Consider the following 16,188-nt stretch of genomic DNA (forward strand, 5'->3'; position numbering starts at 1 on the left):
CTTCCGCCCAGCGTGAGGCGTTGTCGTCCTTCGGCAACGGGCAAATGCTGGTGGAGAAATACCTGCTCAAGCCGCGGCATGTGGAGATTCAGGTGTTTGCCGACCAGCAGGGTCATTGCCTGTATCTCAATGAGCGCGACTGCTCGATCCAGCGGCGCCATCAAAAGGTCGTGGAAGAAGCCCCGGCGCCCGGCTTGAGTGTGGAGCAGCGCAAGGCCATGGGCGAAGCAGCCGTGCGCGCGGCCCAGGCCATCGGATATGTCGGCGCGGGCACGGTGGAGTTTTTGCTGGATGCCCGTGGCGAGTTTTTCTTCATGGAGATGAACACGCGGCTGCAAGTCGAGCACCCGGTGACCGAAGCGATTACCGGCCTCGACCTGGTGGCCTGGCAGATACGGGTGGCCCAGGGCGAGGCGCTGCCGATCACGCAAGAGCAGGTCGCGTTGAACGGTCATGCGATTGAAGTACGGCTGTATGCCGAAGACCCGGCCAATGACTTCCTGCCCGCTACCGGGCACTTGGCGCTATACCGCGAGTCCAGCCCAGGCCCTGGACGCCGGGTGGATAGCGGCGTCGAGCAAGGTGACAGCGTGTCGCCGTTCTACGACCCGATGCTCGGCAAGTTGATTGCCTGGGGTGAAGACCGCGAACAAGCGCGCCTGCGCTTATTGAGCATGCTGGATGAGTTTGCGGTCGGTGGGCTCAAGACCAACCTGGGCTTTTTGCGGCGCATCATCGGGCATCCTGCGTTTGCCGCGGCCGAGTTGGACACCGGGTTTATCCCGCGCTATCAGAATGAGTTGTTGCCGACGCCAGGGGCCTTGAGCGATGAGTTCTGGCAGGCGGCGGGCGCGGCGTTTATGCAGAGCTTGCCGGTGGGCGACGGGCCTTGGGCAAGTCACCAGGGCTTTCGCGCGGGCCTGCCTGCCGAGGTGTCGCTGCACCTGAGTTGCAATGGGCAGGATCGGCTGGTGACGCTGGCGGGGCACACCGCACAGTTATGCGGCGAACAGTTGCTGACTGAACATCAGGGCGTGCGCCGTGCTCATCTGGCGGTGCGCAGTGAAGGCAGCCTGTACCTGCGCTGGGACGGCGAGATGCATGCCGTCAGCCTGTTCGACCCGATTGCGGCGGTCGAGGCCAGTCAATCTCATCAGGGCGGCCTCACCGCACCGATGAACGGCAGCATCGTGCGAGTGCTCGTAGAGCTGGGTCAAACCGTTGAAGCCGGCGCTCAGCTGGTGGTGCTCGAAGCCATGAAGATGGAACACAGCATCCGAGCGCCCCACGCCGGGGTGGTCAAGGCGCTGTTCTGCCAGGAAGGTGAAATGGTGGCCGAAGGCAGCGCGTTGGTGGAGCTTGAAACGGCTGGCTAGAACTTCGCCGTGGCCTGCACCACTACACCCAGGAGGCGACAGCCGTCGGTGAGCAGCACCTTGGGGTAAGTGGGGTTGAGCGGCACCAGGTAGTGCTGGCCGCTTTCTTCCTGCAATTGGCGAAAGGTGGCCTGGGGGTTGCCAGCCCATTGGGCCAGCACTAATTTACCGGGCTCGGGCGCGATCGCCGGGTCAACCAGGATCATCATGCCAGCTGCAATGCTCATGCCCGTGGGGGCGGTCATGGCGTCTCCCCTCACTGGCAGCCAGAATGCCTTGCCTCGGGCGTGGTAATCGGTCAATTCGTAGCGCTCGGTTCTATAAGGCGCACGCTCCTCACGCAGCTCGCAGGCCTGCTTCCAGTCGCTGACCGGGTAACGAAAGTACGGGTTGTAGTGCGATTCCCGTTCAGGCACTTGCGCGGCCCGTTCACGAATTTCCAGCGCCACCTCCAAATACCCCAACCCCAGTTCGGCCAGCACGCGGTTCATGTCCGCCAGGCTCGGCACACGGCGTTTATTGAGCCAATGGCCGATGCCGCCCTGGGACATGCCCAGGCGCTGCGCCAGTTCATCCTGTGTGACCTTGCGGTCTTTCATGTTGGCTTTGACCAACGCTATCCAGTTATCCATGACGCATCACAATACGGTGCCCATTTTTTCGGGCAATAAACAGTTTGTAGTAATCCATAAAACGACAGGAATACGATACGTACTATCATCAAGCCCAAGGATTTCGACACCCACCGGAGTACTGCCGCTTATGACGACCCGCACGCACTTAACGCCCGAAACATCCGAACTGACTGAAGTAAACGACATGTGCAACAGTGGTGCGGCCCAGCGCGCACTGGACTATTACTTGAAAGAAAATCGGTCGACGCCGGATTCGGACGGTGCCCTGTTCGCGATAAAACCGCAAATCAGCCAGGAGGAAGCCCTGGTACACGCCTCGGACCTGTTGCGCAGTGCATCGGCTACCGCCTACGAATCGGCGTGCAGCCATCAAGGCAACCAGCGTGATCTGGCGTTTTCGGTGGTGTATTTGATCGATATGGCGAAAGCGATGGTGGAGCGGTCGTTGCAGGCGCCAGGGGCGGCGGCAAACGCGTAGCAGGCACGAAAGAAAAATATTTCTATCCCACGGATAAAAACATTTGACTTGCAAATGATAATGATTATTATTGGACTCAGCTGATCGCGAGATCAGTCGATAGACCAAGAGACCTTAGGTCGGACTCTTGGAATATCTCCTCATCAGGCTAATCACGGTTTTTGACCCGGCTCTTTGGCCGGGTCTTTTTTTTGCCAGTTTCCCTGGCGTGGCTTCAGGCTAATGAAGACTGTGTGTTGCTTGATGGCGCGCATGGTAGCAAAAGACTATCGCTCAAAGAAAGTCGTCCGAACGCTCTAGCCCGTATATCTGCGAATTAGCGCTTGAGAATCAATCTCATAGACTCTAAGCTGCCGCGGCGTCACGGATGACGCCCCCTCCCCTGCAACAATTTTTGCATCCAGGTTTTACCGAACCCCTGTGTAAGATAGCCGCCACATCACTCATATTCAGGCAACCAGACTATGACCGTGGCCTTGACCTCCATCAAGATCAGCACCGACTTCGACAGCGGCAACATTCAGGTCCTGGATGCCAGCGACGCTTATCAGTTGTTGCTGGCAATCAAACCCGACACCCGCAGCGATCACTACCAATGGTTCCACTTCAAGGCCGAAGGCATGCACGTGGGGCACACCCACACCTTTCGCTTGAGCAACGCAGGGCGCTCGTCCTACAGGCATGCCTGGAGCGGTTACAACGCCGTGGCGTCCTATGACCATATCAACTGGTTCCGGGTACCGACACGTTTTGATGGCGAGATCCTGCACATCACTCTCCAGACCCGGCAAAAGTACGCCTGGTTTGCCTACTTCGAGCCCTACAGCCGTGAACGCCACGACTGGTTGATCGAGCAAGCCCTGAAGTACGCCGGAGTCACCCTGCTGGCCACCGGCAAGAGCGCTGAAGGCCGCGATATCCAACTGCTGCGCCGTGGCAAAGGGATCGAAGGCCGGCGCAAGGTGTGGATCATCGCCCAGCAGCACCCCGGCGAACACATGGCCGAATGGTTTATGGAGGGCGTGATTGAGCGCCTGCAAAAAGACGGCGACGACGAACTGAAAAAACTGCTGGCCGTCGCCGATCTGTACCTGGTGCCGAACATGAACCCGGACGGTGCCTTCCATGGCCACCTGCGCACCAATGCCATGGGCCAGGACCTCAACCGCGCCTGGCAAAGCGCCAGCCAGGAACTCAGCCCTGAAGTCCTGTTCGTCCAGCAACAGATGGAAAAATACGGCGTGGATATGTTCCTCGACATACACGGCGATGAAGAAATCCCCTACGTGTTCACCGCCGGCTGCGAAGGCAACCCTGGCTACACCCCGCGTATCGAAGCCCTGGAAAAACACTTCCGCAGCCATTTGAGCCACCTGACCCGGGACTTCCAGACCACCCACGGCTACACCCGCGACCTGCCTGGCCAAGCCAACATGACCCTGGCCTGCAACGCGGTGGGGGAAAAGTACGACTGCCTGTCCCTGACCCTGGAAATGCCCTTCAAGGACAACGACGACGCGCCCAACCTGCGAACTGGCTGGTCAGGCGATCGTTCGAAACAGTTGGGCAAGGACGTATTGAGCAGCATCACCGATATCGTCGGGCGTTTGCGCTAACCCCTGAGGCGAGCTCTTGTGGCGAGCGAGCTTGCCACAAGAGCGGTCAATCCTTGCTACCGGTCATGCTTTGCAAGACACCATCGCGTCGGATCAAACCGTGGAACAACGCGGCCGCCAGATGCACCAGTACGGTGAGAAACAGCAGATAGGCCAAATAACCATGAGCCTTGCGCAACAACGCAAACAACGGCGCATTCGCCCCCAGCAGCGCGGGCAGTTGCAGGTTACTACTGAGCATCACAGGGTCACCGGCCGCTGAAATCATCGCCCAACCCAGCAGCGGCAACACCAGCATCAACGCGTACAACAGCACATGGGAGGCCTTGGCTGCCAGCCTCTGCCACACCGGCAAATCCGCTGGCAACGGCGGCTGGCGCGTAGAGAAACGCACCGCCAGGCGCACGATCACCAATGCCAGAATCGCAATGCCCAGCGGCTTGTGCAGGTGGATCAGCCACTCATGGCGCTCCGATACCGACGCCGCCAAACCCGCGCCGATAAACAGCATGGCGATGATCATCAGCGCCATCAGCCAGTGCAGCACGCGCGCCAAGGGCGCAAAAAATCGCGGTTGAGCATTCATGGCTTCGACTCCTGAGGGGCGCTGTGCAACGGGCTGACTTCACCGGCCCGGCGCAGGTACGAACTGGCATACGCGGCCGAACGTGCGGCCAGCAAGGGATCGTTGGAGGCTTGGATACCACTGGGCAGAATCAGCGGGTCAAAGTTGATATCGCGGCAATCGCCGTCTGCCTGGGGCTGGCTGCTTTGCAGCACAAGGGTGCCAGCGTTGAGCACCTTGTGTGCGCCGCTCCAGGTCTTGCTCGCATCGTCCAGCGGGTCGCCGGGGTTGGCCAGGGTCATGTTCAGCTGCCAACGCAACGGCCCGACAGCCAGGCGTCGCACCAAATCCTGCTCCAGGAAGTCACTGCCCGTAGGTGCGGTATCACCCGCCGCGTCCTGGCTCTGGGGCACCACCTCCCAACGCACGGCCTGGCGCTTGCCATCGGCAGCCACCAGGTAAAACGCGTTGATGCCGTTATAGGTTTCAGTCGCGTAACTGGCCGATGGCTTGGCGGTTTTGACCCAGGCCAGGAACGGCGCGGTCTCAGGGTGTGCGGCAAAAAACGCCGGCATGCTCGACGGGTTCGGCTTGCCCGTGGCCGGGTCTGGCGCGCCGGCCTTGAGCAATTGGTAGAACGCCTCAGGCGTGCCCACCGGGAACACCGGCATGCTGTTCATCCCTGTACGCCATTGCTGGCCGTTGGCCTGGCTGAATTGCACGGCAAAGCTGCGAATCGGCACACTGCTGTCCGGCGCGTAGGGGTTGCCGCTGGGCAAGGCAAAGCGGCCAATGATCGGGGTCTTGGCCTCGCTGAACACCTGGGCACTGGAATACGCACGGGCCTCGCTACTGCTCTGGAAATAACCCGCCACGCATACGCCCTTGGCATGGTTACGGCGAAAGCCCGGATGCACGCCGTTATTGGTTTCCAGGGCATTGACCAAGGTTTTTGGCCGCAGGCGCTGTGGGTCGAACGTGCCATTGACGTAAGCAAATGCGCCGGCAACAACCGCAACCACGGCACCGATGCCGGCGAGTCGTGCGATCAGGCTCGCAGTGCTCAAGGGAGGACGGGGGGGTGATGAGTGATCTACCATGCAGGAACTCCAGGGCCAGAGGCCTCAGGCTGAAACATAAGGTCGGAGCATTAAGACGAACGCCGATGGGCTCTATTCCCAGGCCCTGAATTTATTTTGCGGGACGGGGAATAACCTTCAACGCCGGACGTCTCTCTAGTCCCAGCGTAGTGATCAGCCAGACACCCATGCATGAACTCGACGAACAGTTACGTGAACTCATCCCCAGGTTGCGGCGTTTTGCCGTGTCCCTGACGCGCAACAGCAGCAGCGCCGATGACCTGGTGCAATCGACCCTGGAGCGCGCCATCGTCGCCTGGGCCGATAAACGTATCGAGGGCGATTTGCGCGCCTGGCTGTTCTCTATCCTCTACCGGCAATTCCTCGACGCCCACCGCCGCAGCCGCCGCTATGCGCGCATGCTCGAATTCTTCACCGGCCGCGATGACGTGCAACCTTCGGTGGAACGCACGGTGCTGGCCCAATCCACCCTGCAAGCCTTCGACCAACTCAACACCGAACAGCGCGCCCTGCTGCTGTGGGTGTCTGTCGAGGGCTTGAGCTACAAGGAAGTGGCCGAGATCCTCAAGGTGCCCATCGGTACCGTGATGTCACGCCTGTCCCGCGCGCGCCAAGCGTTGCGTCAACTCAGCGATGGCGAAATGACCAGCCCTTCCCTGCGGAGACTCAAATGATCAGCCTGCCCCCCAGCGAACGCGATTTACATGCCTACGTCGATCATCAACTGCTGGACGGTGACCGTCGTGTGCTTGAAACCTGGCTGGCCAGCCACCCCGAAGTGGCGGCCCAGGTACAGGCCTGGCAACAGGATGCACAGTTGCTGCGTGCGTCGTTGAGCGGCGCCCTGCAGCAGCCGTACAACCCGGCATTGGACCCGGCGCTGATTCGTCAGCGCATCAATAAACAGTCCCGTCGGCACCTGGCCACGGCGGCGTTGCTGCTGATCGCCGTGAGCCTCGGCGGGTTTGGCGGTTGGCACGCCCGCGAAGCCACCCAGCCGCCGCTGCTGCCGATGACCGACGCCATGCAGGCCTACCGTCTGTTTGCCCAGGACGGCATCATGCCCGCCGACTACAACGCTCAGGACCGTGGCACCATGCAGGCCTGGCTCGACCGTTATTTCAACCAGGCCCATCGCCTGCCCGACCTCAGCCAAGCCGGTTTCAAGCCGGTCAGCGGGCGCCTGCTCACCACCGACCAAGGCGCGGCAGCCATGGTGCTGTATCAGGACGCCCAAGGCCGGCGCATCAGCTTCTACATCCGCCCGCCTGGCCCGAACAACGGTTTCCTGCCTCGCGGCAGCCGCAGTGCCGATGGTTTGCAGGCCGACTATTGGTCGGGCGGCGGCTACAACTATGCAATGGTCAGCCCGGTAGACCAGGCCGCCGCGCTGCAGACGCCATTCTAAAAACCGACGTCCAACACCACATTATCCAGATAGGTGCCAGCCGGCGGCGTGGGCTGGTCGGTGTAGACCTTGGCGTTGTAGTTGTACACCTGGCTACCGACGCCCAACCCGTTGCCAGGGTTGACCTCGGCCGTGGAACTGGCCCGCCGCGCCGCGCCGACACTGCCCCAACGCGTGGTGCCGGCGCTTTGGAAAATGTCATAGGCCAGGTAGTTGCTGCCGGAAATCATGCGGCGCCGGCCGCCGACACTCACCGGGTTCTGGCCATCGCTCAAGCCCACGGTATAGGCGCTGCCCTTGGTGCAGGCGATGTTGATGGTCTGCCCGGTCACCGCAGTAAACCCACTGACCACCGGCGCGCTGCCAAAGCTGATATTCGGGGCAGTGATCTGGCAGTCGTTGGTCACGGTCATGTTGACGGTCAGCGATGCCGTGCCGCTGCCAATGTCACGTCCCAGGCAAATGCCGCCAAGGCCGATCCCCGAGCAATAATTCCACACCCAGGCGATGCTCAATGTCTCGGTGTACACCCCGGCGGCGACGTTGCTGCCAGTGATGCTGCTCAGGTACAACGGCACAGTTTTCGCGCCGGGCCCGGCGATCAGGCCGATGCTCTGGGCGATGCCGCCAGCGCCGCCGAAATCGAATTGGCTGCCACGGGTGATGGGATAGCTGGTGCTGTTATTGCCATAAATCGTGTAGCTGATCACATCACCGGTCGGCCCGACCAAACCGGTCTGGGGCGAGGTGATCGTGGCGTAAAAGTGGTCGGTGGACACCAGCAGCGATATCAGCGCCGAGGTGCAACTCAACCCTGAGTTGGCCGTAGAGCTGGTTTGCGCGGCGGTGCGCACCGTCATCGAACTGATCGAACCAAAACTGGCCGGCACGGTGGACACCACCGAACACGCCGCCATGGCCTGCCCGCAAAACAACAAACCTACGCCATATAGCCCTACGCTGCCCCTCACCTGAACACTCCCTGTTCAATCCCTCATTGGCACACTAACGGCCCGATCAAGGGCACATCCTGTTGCTGCTCATCAATATCGAAGGTTGCCTGGCAGATGCGGCCCTCACCGAGCGTGACCTGCAAGGTGTTATGGGCGCTGAGGTTTTCCAGATACACCAGGCCATCCCAGCCGACCACCGCCTGAGTGTTGCTTTGCTCGTGCATTACCAGGCTGCCCAGCGCCAACTCCTGGTGCTGGCGGTCCACCAGGGTGATGCTGGCGGCGAGCACCCGGCGCAGCGGGAATTCCAGCAGATAACCGCTGCCCCGGCGTACCGACACGCGCTGTTCCACATTGGGGCTCTGCACATTCGCCGGCAGGTTCAACGGGTCGATCTCGTATTTACCGCGGTAGTAGGCACTGCTCCACGGCACCAGCAAATGGCCGTTGCGGTCGGTCTGGCCCACCAGCTGGTTTTCGTAGCGCACCGGAATGCCGGCGAAACCCTGGGTGCTCACCACCACAAACGCGTCATTGATGCGGTTGGCGGCAAAGGTTTCGCCGCCCATCCATACCAGCGAGCCGCTGGCGTCCGCCCAACGCGTCATGGCCTCGCTGCTGCCGTACACACCGGCCTGCAACTGCACCGACTGCAAGCGCCAGGTCAGGTCGGCCTGCCGATAGCTGGGGGCATCGCCCTGGGCATAGCCGAGGTTGTAGCCCACCCCGCCTTCGCTGGGCACCGCGCGGCTGTAGTTGATGCGCTGGCGACTGGCGCCGTCCTTGCTGCGCTCGGAGCTTAAGGCCAGGCTGGCGTTGAGGTCGAACGGGATGACCAGTTGCGCCTGCATGGCCCAGTTGCTGTCACCGATTTCGCGGTTGGCTGACAGATAAAAGCTGGTGTTGCGCCACAGCGGTTTGCTCCAGCTCAGGTTGAGCAGCCGTGTGCGCGAGTCGTCCGCCGCCTGCACGTCGAAATAGCCCAGGCCCAGGCTGCCGAAACGTTGAAGGTTGAGGCTCAGGGTCACCTGCTCGCTGCGCTTGCTGAGGCTGGCGTAAGGGGTATCGACCAGGGTCAGGTCGGCGTAGTCGTCGCGGCGTTCCACCCGTTGGTACATAAAGCTGTAGCGCGTGCTGTTGTACTGGTAACCGAGGCTCAGTTGCTGGCCTGTGCGGCTGTCGAACTGGCTCTGGCTGAGGGCGGTATTGAGCACGCCGAAGTTGCCCAGGCGCAGGTTGCCGCCGAGCCCGCCGAGGGTCAGGTCGCTGGAGGCTTCGGCGTGGCTTTCCAGGGTCAGGTTATCGGAATAGCCGTAGCGGAACGTGCCACTGGCCACGCCCGGCCCGTAGCCGAAGTCCCGCAGGGTGTAGTCACGGCGCAAGGTACCGGCGGCCAGCGAAAAATCCGTCAAGCCTTGTTGCAGCAAGGTACTGGTGACGTAGAACGGCACCGTGGTCGACACTTGGCGTCCCAGGGCGTCGGTAGTGACCACCACGGCCTCGCCGGCACCGTTGATAAACGGGATGTTGGTCAGGGTGTAAGGGCCGGGTTGCAACTGTGCGCTGTCGGATTTATAGCCGTTGATAAACAGATCCACCGACGACGGCACCGCCGCCTCACCGGCAAACTGCGGCAAGGGGTACGTGACCAGGTCGGGGCGCACGGCAAAGTCCCGCGACAGTTGCACCCCGCCCAGGCGCACCGAACTGCTCCAGGGCAGCGCGCCGCTGATCACGTCGCCAGCCTCGTAGGTCAGCAGGCGCTCATCGTCGGAGAAACGCCAGGTGGTGTCGTAACGTCGGTAACCATTGTTGAGGGTGCCGCCGCTGACTCCGTCGGACAGGGTCTGGCGCAGTTGCCCGGTGTTGGACAAGGTGCCCCAGGTGTCGAACAGCCGCACTTCGTTCCACGCCGCGAGGTAACTGCCGCCGTCGTCGGTGTCATTGAAATACACGTCATAGTTGAGCAAGGCGCCGAAGCTGCTCATGGCCTGGGTACGCGGATAGGTATTGCGGTTGCCGATGAACTGTTCCTGCAGCCAGGAAGGCGGCACATCCAGCAGCAGGCGCTGGCCGTTGCTGTCGTAGTCGCTGTGCAGGCCCGGCACCTGGTCCAGGGCCACACTGCCGACGGGCTCACCGGGCAGTTTCATGCCCACGTCCTGCAACGCGCTGGCCGGCACAAACAGCTGGCCGGCGCGCTGCTCGACCGCGATAACGCGGCCGGTGTCCATCTGGTTGACCACCAGTTCCAGAAACAGCTGTGCATCGGCAACTGCCTCCATGCTGCCGGGCGGCGGCGGCAAGTCACCCGCCATCGCCGCGCCCCACAGCCCGCTTGCCACTGCCACCGACGGCCATAAAACCCGAGCCCAACCACGACTCACCATGGCGTTGTGTCCTTCAATGGACATCTCCATCCTGTTAAAACCCGGGCGCGTGCCCGTTGCGCTACATAACGGCTATCGCTTGGGCGCCAGGCTTTCCAGTTGCGGCGCGCCGTTGACGCGTACCTGCAACGGCTGGTCGGCCGATACGGCATCCGGCACCGGCCAGCGCATGCTCGCGCCCGGCAGCACATAGCCGAGCAAACCGTCCACCAACGGCCGGGTCTGCCCGCCCTGTTTGAATGACGCATCGGTAAGCCGCGCATGCACGGCGCCCTGGTTGCGCACCTCGATGTAGTTGCGCCCTGCCACGTTGACCTTCTGCCAGCTCAACTGCGGCTTGCCCGCGCCCTTGGGATCGCGTTGGCGGGTAGCGTCGTCCTTGCTCCACAAGCCGGCGCCGTAGGCAAACAACGGCACCGAATAACGCATCTGAAAGCGAATCGCCGCCGCCGTGTTCTTGCCCTCCGGCGGCGTGGGCACCTGAAGCGCCGAGGGGATTTCATCAATGATGATGCGATAGGCCAGCTCCTGTCCCGGCGGCACTTCCCGGGTGCGGGTCAGGCGCACCAGTTGTTTCTGGCCCGGCTCGATTTTGGCCACGGGCGGGCTGCCGATCACATCGCGCTGGTTCTGGTACTGCTCGTCAAAGCCATTCTGGCTCCAGGCAAACACGCGGATCTGCAGGTTGGCGGTCTCGGTGCCACGGTTCTCCAGCCACAGCGCGCTGGCCTGTTGGTCGGCCTCCAGCACCGGGTCGATGGGCCAGATCAGCACCGAACTGGCTGCCTGTACAAACCCCGCCGAGCACAACGCCCCCAAGGCGAAACCCACGGTGCATAACCGTCGCAAAGCACACCCCATAACACCCCTCCTTAAAACCGTTAGCCCTACCACGTCAGCTGCACCTGCAGCGTGTCGCTGTACGTCCCCCCAGGCTGATTGCCCGGTAAAACCACCCGCCCGTAAATCGGCAGGCTGATGTTGCTCGCATCACTGTAGGTCACGCTGACGCTCTGGCTGATGCCCAGGCTCTGGCTGAACGCCGCATCGCGAAACAATTGGTAAGCCACCCGCGCGCTGCCACTGTTGAGCTGCAAGTTGCGCCCGGTGCTGCTGTGCAGGCCGCCATCGACGCTCATGCTCAGGGCCACGCCCGGCGTGCATTGCAGGGTTACACCGCCAGTGAGGGCCGCCGTCACCGTGCTGGTGGCCAGGGCCGAATAGCTGCCGTAGGCCAACGTGCCGTAGTTGGAACCGCCGCCCACGATCAGGCAGCCCGGCGTGATGGTCGCGCTCACTTGGAAGCTCTGGTTGACCACCGCCGACAGCGGCAACGGCATCGCCAGGCCGATGGCAAGCAACACTCTGGGCCACATCGTTAGAACGTCAGTTCCACGGCCACCGTGTCGGTGTAGGTGCCCGCTGGCAGCCCCGCCTTGCCCACGGCCCGGCCGTAAAGGTTGACGGTCTGCGCCACGCCGGTACTGGTGGCGAGTGTCACCACGCCGTCAATCGCCAACAGCGCGGAACGCCCGCTGTCAGTGTAGAAATCGTAGGGCACGAAGTTACCCACGCCATCGGCCAACGCTCGGGTGCCACCGGGGGAAGCGCCATCGTGGGCGCCGGCACGCACCTTGATCGTTGGCGCGGTGCCAGCCGAACACAGGATCGACAACGCCCCGCCGGTACCGGTGCCGCCGAGCAACTGGGCATCGGCATTGGTAAACAGGCTGTTGGTGGTACCGAAGTTCAAGCTACCGAAATTCAGCCCGGTGGCCGCGCCGGAGCCGTTGACCTGGCAACTGGCGATCAAGGTCAGGCTGGAACTGATCTGCCCGGTCACCGTGGTCGCCGCGTTCAGGCTGGACGCCAGCCCCAGGCCCAGGGCGCAGAGGCCGATTCGCGATACAAGTACATGCATGATATCCATCCTCATGGTTTACCAATCCAGAGTCACCGTCAGGGTGTCTGTGTAGATGCCGGCCGGTAGGGCCCTGGTATTCGCCACCACGGAACCGAATACCGGGATTGGTACCTGGGTGCCCTGGGTCACGACGAAATTGCGTTGCTGACCTATGCTGTAGGCACTGCGCCCCTGGGGGTCGGCCGAGAGTCGATAGGGAATGGTCTGGCGGCCATTGCTCAGGCGCCGTGTGGTGCCGTCGCCGTTGGCGCCGCCGTCGATGGTCACCGTGAAACTGCTGACCACCGAGGGGTTACAGGACACCGACAGCGGCGCCTTGTCGTCATCGGAAATCGCCGCGCCCAAGGTCTCGTTCCACGTCGGCCCCTGGCTGCCAAAGTCCAACAGCGCGGTGCCGCCTTCGGGCGTGACCGGCGCGGTTTCCACGCCCTTGCTCACTTCGCAACTGGCGGTGATCACCAACCGTGCGTGGACTTGGCCGTTGACCACCGCCGCCTGCGCGTCATCCGCCAGCAACAGCAGGCTGCCCAGGGCCGTCACGGCCAGGTAGCGGCTTACCATGTGACCGTGACCTTGAGCAGGTCGGAATAACGGCCGACGGCGGGGATGTCCTTGAGTGGTTCGATGCGCCCATACAGCGGCAGCTCCACGGAGCCGGTGTCCGGCACACGGCCACTGATCGGCACGTCCACCGGCAAGGGGATAAGCCGCGCGGCGTCGGCGTAGATTCGATAGGGGATGGGCCGGCTGGAAGGCGCCGCAGTGGCCAGATAACGCACTTCACCCACACCGCCATGCAGGCCGCCGTCAACGCGCACCTGGTAAGGCGTGTCGGGGTTACATTCCAGGCGCGGCTGGCGCTGGCTGATCAGGGCCGCACTCAGGGGGCCGGCCGGGTCATCCAGACGCGGGCCGCTGCCGAAATCCAATACACCAAGTTGCTCGATGCCCGCACTACGGGTGGTGCCCACCAACTGGCAACCCCGTTGCACGTCGATACGCACCTGCACCTGGAGTTGCGCAGCAATCGCCGCGTTGCAGAGCATCGTGCCCATGACTGCCAATACCGCCGGTCCCTTCACAGCCCCAATTCCTTATACAGGGGTGACAACTGTGTATGAGGTTAGCCAGTTAACCCGAAAGTGCCAGTTTGCAAGGCTTGGGGCCGTTCGCTATTGGTCAAATGGCATTGAGCGTCTTACAGTGAGCGACCACCGCAATACAGAGTGTTTATTCTTGGCCGTGCTTGCCCTGCTCCAGCGCCTGCTGGGTAAAAAAACCGACGCCTCGGACGCCTCGCCTATCCCGGCATATTTTCAACAAAAGGCCGCACAACAGAGTTATACCCTCAGTGATGGGCAAATCCGGGCGATTAGCGCCCTGAATCGCGAGGCCCAACACCTGCTCACCGGCCAGGCCACGCGCAGCCTGTACCTGCATGGCCCGGTGGGGCGTGGCAAAAGCTGGCTGCTGGACGGTTTTTTCCAAGCACTGCCCATCGCCGAGAAGCAGCGCGTGCATTTCCACAGCTTCTTCGCCCGGCTGCACCAGGGCATGTTCCTGCACCGCGGGCATGACGATGCCCTGGGCGTCACGCTGGACGAGCTGCTGGCCGGCTGCCGAGTGCTGTGTTTTGACGAATTCCATGTGCACGATATCGGCGATGCAATGCTCATCAGCCGCTTGTTCAAGGCCCTGTTCCAGCGCGGCGTGCTGGTGCTGGTGACTTCCAACTATCCGCCGGAAGAATTGCTGCCCAACCCGCTGTACCACGAACGCTTCAAACCGGTGATCGAGCTGATCGCCGCGCGCATGGAGGTGCTGGAAGTCAGTGCGCCTCAGGACTTTCGCAGCCTGGCTCAGGCCCACGCGCAACAACGCTTCACGGGCGGCCAGTACGTCTGGCCAGGTACGGCTGGCCAGCGTGAAAACCTGGGCCTGCCTGCCACAGATTGCCCGGCGCAAACCCTGAAGGTCGGCACTCGGCAGTTACAATGCCGAGGCCATCAGGCACGAACCATCGCGTTCACCTTCAACGACCTGTGCGAACAGCTCACGGCGGTCATGGACTACCTGTTGTTGTGCCAGGACTTCGACCACTGGATCATCGACGGCCTGCCGCATCTGGCCGAATGCCCCATCGCCGTGCAACAGCGCTTTATCAACCTGGTAGACGTGCTCTACGACCAGGACAAACAACTGACACTTATCGGTCACCAGCCCCTGGATAAATGCCTGGAAGGCCAGGCCATCGACCTCGCCCGCACCGCCAGTCGCCTGCGCCAATTGCACACGCTGTGCCCGCAAACCGCGCCCGAGCCGCTATCATGAGCGCCTTTTACGCCCTCTTCCGAGCACCACGCCTGCATGAATACCCTCGCCCAACTCAAGGCTGGCCAATTGGCCGGCGCGATGCGCCTGGACCTGGCCTGCGGGCTGACCGAGTTCCCCCGGGAAATTTTCGATCTGGCCGACTCGCTGGAAATCCTCAACCTCACCGGCAACGCGCTGAGCAGCCTGCCCGACGACCTGCACCGCCTGACGCACCTGCGCGTACTGTTCTGTTCGGACAACGCCTTTACCGAACTGCCACAATGCCTGGGCCAGTGCGCCCAGCTGAGCATGATCGGCTTCAAGGCCAACCAGATCAGCCAGGTGCCCGCCGCCGCCCTGCCGCCGCTGTTGCGCTGGCTGATCCTCACCGATAACCGCATCAGTCAGTTGCCCGATGAACTGGGCCAACGCCCATTGCTGCAAAAACTGATGCTGGCCGGTAACCAACTGACTCACCTACCGCCAAGCCTGGCCCAGTGCCAAAACCTGGAGTTGATCCGCATCGCCTCCAACCGCCTCACTCATCTGCCGCAGTGGCTGCTGACCCTGCCGAGCCTGACCTGGCTGGCCTACGCCGGCAACCCGGTGGAAATGGCCGTGCAGGTGAGCAGTGATGAGGCGACGCCGAACATTGCCTGGCAGGAACTGGAAATGGGCGAAGTCCTGGGTGAAGGCGCTTCGGGGATCATTCGCAAGGCGCTGTGGAAACCCCGGGCGTTGCCGGTCGCGGTCAAACTGTACAAGGGCACCATCACCAGCGACGGTTCACCGCTGCATGAAATGCAAGCCTGCATCGCTGCCGGGCTGCATCCCAACCTGATCAAGGTTGAAGGGCGGGTCGTCGGCCATCCCGATAACCAGGCCGCCCTGGTGATGGAGCTGATCGATCCGAGTTACCGCAACCTCGCGGCCCTGCCGAGCCTGGCGTCGTGCACGCGGGATGTCTACGAACCCGACACCCGTTTCAGCCTGGATGTGGCACTGCGCATGGCGCGGGGTATTGCTTCGGTGGCGGCGCACCTGCATCGGCACGGCATTACCCATGGTGACCTGTATGGCCACAATATCCTGTGGAATGCAGCGGGTGATTGCTTGCTGGGAGACTTTGGCGCGGCGTCCTTCCATGCCACGGCGGACACGTTGGAAACCCGTGCGCTGCAGCGTATTGAAGTGCGCGCGTTCGGGGTGTTGCTGGGGGAGTTGTTGGAGCGGGCTGAGGCCAGTGACGAACGCTTGCAGGCACTGCAACAACGCTGCTGCCAGCCGGATGTGCTCGCGCGGCCGGGCTTTGAAGAAATTGAGGTCTTGCTCGAATCTATGCAACACCACTAAACCAATGTGGGAGCGGGCTTGCTCGCGAATGCGGTGGAACAGCCAATACATCTGTTGACTGTCACACCGCATTCGCG

General features: G+C 62.2%; 17 protein-coding genes. 7 read left to right on the forward strand and 10 right to left on the reverse strand.

The window, feature by feature from the left end; translation table 11 throughout:
• Positions 1-1,376, forward strand: a 1,376-nt coding sequence (locus tag GIW04_RS17095) for an ATP-binding protein (protein ID WP_236479074.1), incomplete at its 5' end; no start/stop codon positions are given.
• Here the strand turns inward: GIW04_RS17095 and GIW04_RS17100 are convergent.
• On the reverse strand, positions 1,373-2,008 hold the full coding sequence (locus GIW04_RS17100; protein WP_057710328.1) for a LexA family protein: 636 nt from the start codon (positions 2,006-2,008) through the stop codon (positions 1,373-1,375). The two genes, GIW04_RS17095 and GIW04_RS17100, sit on opposite strands and share 4 nt — an antisense overlap.
• Before the next feature lie 130 nt (positions 2,009-2,138).
• Between GIW04_RS17100 and GIW04_RS17105 the strand changes: the two genes are divergently transcribed.
• On the forward strand, positions 2,139-2,489 hold the full coding sequence (locus GIW04_RS17105) for a DUF6124 family protein (protein ID WP_183043806.1): 351 nt from the start codon (positions 2,139-2,141) through the stop codon (positions 2,487-2,489).
• A gap of 464 nt (positions 2,490-2,953) precedes the next feature.
• Positions 2,954-4,105 (forward strand): M14 family metallopeptidase, encoded by a 1,152-nt coding sequence (locus tag GIW04_RS17110; protein WP_120248981.1) that lies wholly within the window; start codon positions 2,954-2,956, stop codon positions 4,103-4,105.
• A gap of 46 nt (positions 4,106-4,151) precedes the next feature.
• Here the strand turns inward: GIW04_RS17110 and GIW04_RS17115 are convergent, their stop codons facing one another.
• The gene (locus GIW04_RS17115; RefSeq protein ID WP_003192209.1) at positions 4,152-4,691 is read right to left on the reverse strand and encodes a cytochrome b; all 540 of its coding nucleotides are present in this window, start codon (positions 4,689-4,691) and stop codon (positions 4,152-4,154) included.
• Positions 4,688-5,770, reverse strand: coding sequence for a catalase family peroxidase (locus tag GIW04_RS17120; RefSeq protein WP_120248980.1), 1,083 nt, complete (start codon positions 5,768-5,770; stop codon positions 4,688-4,690). Before GIW04_RS17120 ends, GIW04_RS17115 begins: the two co-directional genes overlap by 4 nt.
• 167 nt (positions 5,771-5,937) lie before the next feature.
• Between GIW04_RS17120 and GIW04_RS17125 the strand changes: the two genes are divergently transcribed.
• Together GIW04_RS17125 and GIW04_RS17130 are read left to right on the forward strand one after the other, a co-directional pair.
• Entirely contained in the window at positions 5,938-6,444 is a 507-nt protein-coding gene (locus GIW04_RS17125) for a sigma-70 family RNA polymerase sigma factor (RefSeq protein WP_003192212.1), read from the forward strand.
• Positions 6,441-7,178, forward strand: coding sequence for an anti-sigma factor family protein (locus GIW04_RS17130; RefSeq protein WP_003192214.1), 738 nt, complete (start codon positions 6,441-6,443; stop codon positions 7,176-7,178). The genes GIW04_RS17125 and GIW04_RS17130 overlap by 4 nt, the downstream gene beginning before the upstream one ends.
• Here the strand turns inward: GIW04_RS17130 and GIW04_RS17135 are convergent.
• From GIW04_RS17135 to GIW04_RS17165, 7 genes are all read right to left on the reverse strand, one after another.
• Positions 7,175-8,095, reverse strand: coding sequence for a Csu type fimbrial protein (locus tag GIW04_RS17135; protein WP_003192215.1), 921 nt, complete (start codon positions 8,093-8,095; stop codon positions 7,175-7,177). The two genes, GIW04_RS17130 and GIW04_RS17135, sit on opposite strands and share 4 nt — an antisense overlap.
• 77 nt (positions 8,096-8,172) lie before the next feature.
• Positions 8,173-10,521 carry a fimbria/pilus outer membrane usher protein gene (locus GIW04_RS17140; RefSeq protein ID WP_120248979.1) on the reverse strand — a complete coding sequence of 783 codons (2,349 nt, stop codon included), beginning with the start codon at positions 10,519-10,521 and terminating at the stop codon, positions 8,173-8,175.
• A gap of 72 nt (positions 10,522-10,593) precedes the next feature.
• A complete protein-coding gene (locus GIW04_RS17145) occupies positions 10,594-11,382 on the reverse strand; it encodes a fimbrial biogenesis chaperone (RefSeq protein WP_003192217.1) in 789 nt (262 codons plus the stop codon).
• Positions 11,383-11,408: 26 nt separating this feature from the next.
• The gene (locus tag GIW04_RS17150) at positions 11,409-11,897 is read right to left on the reverse strand and encodes a Csu type fimbrial protein (protein ID WP_003192218.1); all 489 of its coding nucleotides are present in this window, start codon (positions 11,895-11,897) and stop codon (positions 11,409-11,411) included.
• A gap of 2 nt (positions 11,898-11,899) precedes the next feature.
• Positions 11,900-12,442, reverse strand: a complete 543-nt coding sequence (locus GIW04_RS17155; protein ID WP_003192220.1) for a Csu type fimbrial protein — start codon at positions 12,440-12,442, stop codon at positions 11,900-11,902.
• A gap of 18 nt (positions 12,443-12,460) precedes the next feature.
• Positions 12,461-13,006: a Csu type fimbrial protein gene (locus GIW04_RS17160; protein WP_120248978.1), complete on the reverse strand. Its 546-nt coding sequence runs from the start codon at positions 13,004-13,006 to the stop codon at positions 12,461-12,463.
• A complete protein-coding gene (locus tag GIW04_RS17165) occupies positions 13,000-13,500 on the reverse strand; it encodes a Csu type fimbrial protein (RefSeq protein ID WP_442962802.1) in 501 nt (166 codons plus the stop codon). Before GIW04_RS17165 ends, GIW04_RS17160 begins: the two co-directional genes overlap by 7 nt.
• Positions 13,501-13,681: 181 nt before the next feature.
• Between GIW04_RS17165 and zapE the strand changes: the two genes are divergently transcribed.
• Together zapE and GIW04_RS17175 are read left to right on the forward strand one after the other, a co-directional pair.
• Positions 13,682-14,776 (forward strand): cell division protein ZapE, encoded by a 1,095-nt coding sequence (zapE, locus tag GIW04_RS17170; RefSeq protein WP_120249088.1) that lies wholly within the window; start codon positions 13,682-13,684, stop codon positions 14,774-14,776.
• Between the two features lie 36 nt (positions 14,777-14,812).
• Positions 14,813-16,111: a protein kinase gene (locus GIW04_RS17175; RefSeq protein WP_120248977.1), complete on the forward strand. Its 1,299-nt coding sequence runs from the start codon at positions 14,813-14,815 to the stop codon at positions 16,109-16,111.
• The last annotated feature ends 77 nt before the right edge of the window (positions 16,112-16,188 follow it).

The organism is Pseudomonas sp. PA-4-8C, assembly GCF_021606625.1.
Classification (GTDB): Bacteria; Pseudomonadota; Gammaproteobacteria; order Pseudomonadales; family Pseudomonadaceae; genus Aquipseudomonas; species Aquipseudomonas lactis.